Annotated in this window: 3 protein-coding genes; all 3 read left to right on the top strand. The window is 37.1% G+C overall.

Annotated features, from left to right (window positions below):
* Positions 1-206: 206 nt before the first annotated feature.
* The 3 genes from FC36_RS06715 (at position 207) to FC36_RS06705 (ending at position 2,989) form a co-directional block, all read left to right on the top strand.
* Entirely contained in the window at positions 207-1,010 is an 804-nt protein-coding gene (locus FC36_RS06715; protein ID WP_025021561.1) for a ParA family protein, read from the top strand.
* Positions 1,011-1,021: 11 nt separating this feature from the next.
* A complete protein-coding gene (locus FC36_RS06710) occupies positions 1,022-1,300 on the top strand; it encodes a ribbon-helix-helix domain-containing protein (protein ID WP_023860395.1) in 279 nt (92 codons plus the stop codon).
* A gap of 765 nt (positions 1,301-2,065) precedes the next feature.
* On the top strand, positions 2,066-2,989 hold the full coding sequence (locus FC36_RS06705) for a replication initiation protein (RefSeq protein WP_023860397.1): 924 nt from the start codon (positions 2,066-2,068) through the stop codon (positions 2,987-2,989).
* Positions 2,990-3,178: the final 189 nt, after the last annotated feature.

Below are 3,178 nucleotides of genomic sequence, written 5' to 3'. Positions count from 1 at the left end.
CTTGTTAAGCTTTTTTTGCGAATTTTCAAATATTACGAACTAGCAAATCGCGTATATGTATAAATATATGTACAAATCGATATAACGTTGATATATAAAGGAATTTATATACGTATACATATATTTATACGTACATTTATACGTTGCTTTATACATACAGATGTGTTATGATAGCAACAATGAATTTAATAGACGGAGGCAGACTGATGAAAATCATTACCTTTGCAGCCATCAAAGGTGGAGTAGGTAAAACTACTCTCGCCTTTAATTATGGTGAATGGCTTGCAAGTCAAGATAAACATGTCTTATTTATCGACTTGGACCACCAGTGCAACTTAACTCAGACTTACGACATTTATGACAGTACAGATACCGTAGGTAACATTTTCTTGGGCCAAGGTAACGTTAAGGTCCACCAAATCAATGAGCACATCTCTCTTATCGCGGGTGACATGCATCTCGATGATGTGGAACGCTCCATTGAAAACAAAACTAACAAAAATATGCTCTTGTACATGTGGTTGTACGATAATTATGACCGTCTTGAGTTGGATCAATATGACTACGTAATTTTGGATAGTCACCCTGATTTCTCCACTGCTACAAAAAATGCTGTCATTATCAGCCATGCTATTTTGAGCCCTATTACACCAAGTGAGCATGGTTACAATGCTAAATTTAATTTGGAAGAAAGAATTAATGACTTACGCACAGAAGCTATCGATTATGCCTCTAGAAAGAGCTATGTAACCGCTCAATTATATTTTGTGGCTAATATGATTAAACATAACACTCGTTCGTCTAAGGAGCTTTTAGAGGTCTTAAACGACGAGGATGATGTTTTAGCCCTGGTGCCTGAGAAAGAATTATTCAATCGTACGACCTTAGACAAGGTTTCCTTGCCAGAAATGAAGCAAGACCACAAATTATATTTACGACAAAGAGCTTTCTTTGATGACATGGATAACATCTTTACTAAAATCACAGCTGTGGTTGAAAATCTTGATTAAGGAGATTCAAAATGGCTTTTGATAGAACTAATAAAAATATTAAGAACGCTTTAAATGGTCCTAAACGCGATTTAAGCCCTGCTAAGCCGGTTGAGGACTCTAAGGTGTCAACTAACGATAGCACGACGATAACGGCTAATATTCCCTTTCTAACCGCTGCTGGTGAAAAAAGAAAAAATTATACTTTTTCTTTGCAACCAACAGTGCGAAAAAAATTGGATACCATTGCTAAAGAACACGGTTATTCCTCAGCGTCAAAATTTTTGAATGAATTAATTCGCCAAATGTAATCTGTGGATAAATGTTCTTTATGGTGAACATAAGTATTTGGTATCCTTGAGGAGCGGGAGCGTCTTTTTCATGTCATCCTGTATCCTATAATATAATCCTATTAATATATTACTAAGTATATTACTAATAATATATTACTAGGAAAAATTGCCTCAGCTGTACCCCTTGTGGCGCAAGGGGTTAGAGCCTGTGGATAACTTTTAAATCCAACAAATCCGGGTGGATAATCCAACAAATCCGGGCGTTAATCCAACAAATCCGGGTGGATAATCCAACAAATCCGGGCGTTTATTCCAACAGATTCGGCAAACCTTCCAACAAATCCGGGACCCCTTGTGCCCCATGGGATAGAACCCTATTGGTGGTGTGTTAATCCAATAAATCCGGGCGAGACTCCAACAGATTCGGGAAACATTCCAACAAATCCGGGTGAATTTCCAACAGATTCGGGTGTTAATCCAACAAATCCGGGCGAACTTCCAACAGATTCGGGCGATAATCTAACAAATCCGGGTGAATTTCCAACAGATTCGGGTAGATAATCCAACAAATCCGGGTGAATTTCCAACAGATTCGGGTGGATAATCCAACAAATCCGGCGGACCTTCCAACAAATCCGGGCGAGACTCCAACAGATTCGGGAGAACAAATAGTGACCAAAAATCACTTCCAAAATTGTTCCGCAGAATCTGTTTTTTATTTTTATGGAATTTTACAACATGTTGGATTTATGTTAAGCTAGATTGAAGAAAGGGGAAGGCATTATGAGTATGAGAACTACCAATATTGTCAAATACGATAATAGTTTGAATGAAGTTAGTTTACGGACTTTAAGTGAGGCCGAGCTAAACGTTTTCTGGACAATTTGCTCTTTGCTTAAGGAAAAAGGTGAACAGGAACAAATTTTCCACTATGACTATCTAAAAGAGTTAATGCATTTCCAGAGAAAAGATATCAATTTTGCTGATACCCTGGAAACGATGTGGAGCAAGTTGAAAAATATTTCTTTTGATAGTTATTCTGAAGGAATTCACACCTCCTTCATGCTGTTCAACATGTACATCAATGACACACGCAATGAGACTTTAACGATTCGAACGAATGAGTCTTTTAGTTTTATTCTGAATAACTTAGGAATGGATTCCCGTCGGTTCACGTATTTTGAACTGACCAACATGTTAAACATCTCAAGTTCCTACACTAAAGAGCTTTACCGACAATTACTGAGTCACCGCAATGCCAATAAGAAGACTGGTTTTTGGTCAGTTGGTTATGAAGATTTTCGGCGAATTATGGCAGTACCTAATAGCTATCGAACCGATACAATCGATACACGGATTATTAACCGTTCAATTCGCGAATTAACCAAGCAAGATAAACAAGGTCACCAAATTTTACGTTCACTGATTTGTACTAAAATCAAGAAAGGTCGGCGTTTAAGTAGTTATCGTTTCGACTTTGAAATCGGTGAAGAATTTGATTATGAAATGCCGGAAATTGCTAATACGCGTAAGGAAGAAAAATCGCGACCAACTCACAAGATACCTTTACAAAAATGGGTAATGCCAGAACCACAGCCGGAAGATTACCAAATTGCGACAGAAAATCAAAAGACAAATACGATGTCGGATGAAGAGTACCAGCGTTACTTACAAAGTTTACTTGATAAATCAGAACATTTACGTTAAAAAGCAGGTCAGTTTGGCCTGCTTTTTTAGCATGATAGGCAGAAAAAACCACACCAGCGCATAAGTGTTAAGTTATACAAGTTTATACGTATATGTATAAATATACGTATAAATATATTTGTGAAAATAGAAAATTATACGCGATTTGCTAGTTCGTAATATTTGAAAATTCGCAAAAAAAGCTTAACA

It is taken from the genome of Ligilactobacillus equi DSM 15833 = JCM 10991, assembly GCF_001435735.1.
GTDB lineage: Bacteria > Bacillota > Bacilli > Lactobacillales > Lactobacillaceae > Ligilactobacillus > Ligilactobacillus equi.
Note: the sequence above shows the minus strand (reverse complement) of the source record. Positions and strands in the feature narration are given on the sequence as shown.

Coding starts and splice junctions, on each gene's coding strand:
- FC36_RS06710 (WP_023860395.1), top strand. CDS start 1,022: ATGGCTTTTGATAGAACTAATAAAAATATTAAGAACGCTTTAAATGGT.
- FC36_RS06705 (WP_023860397.1), top strand. CDS start 2,066: ATGAGTATGAGAACTACCAATATTGTCAAATACGATAATAGTTTGAAT.
- FC36_RS06715 (WP_025021561.1), top strand. CDS start 207: ATGAAAATCATTACCTTTGCAGCCATCAAAGGTGGAGTAGGTAAAACT.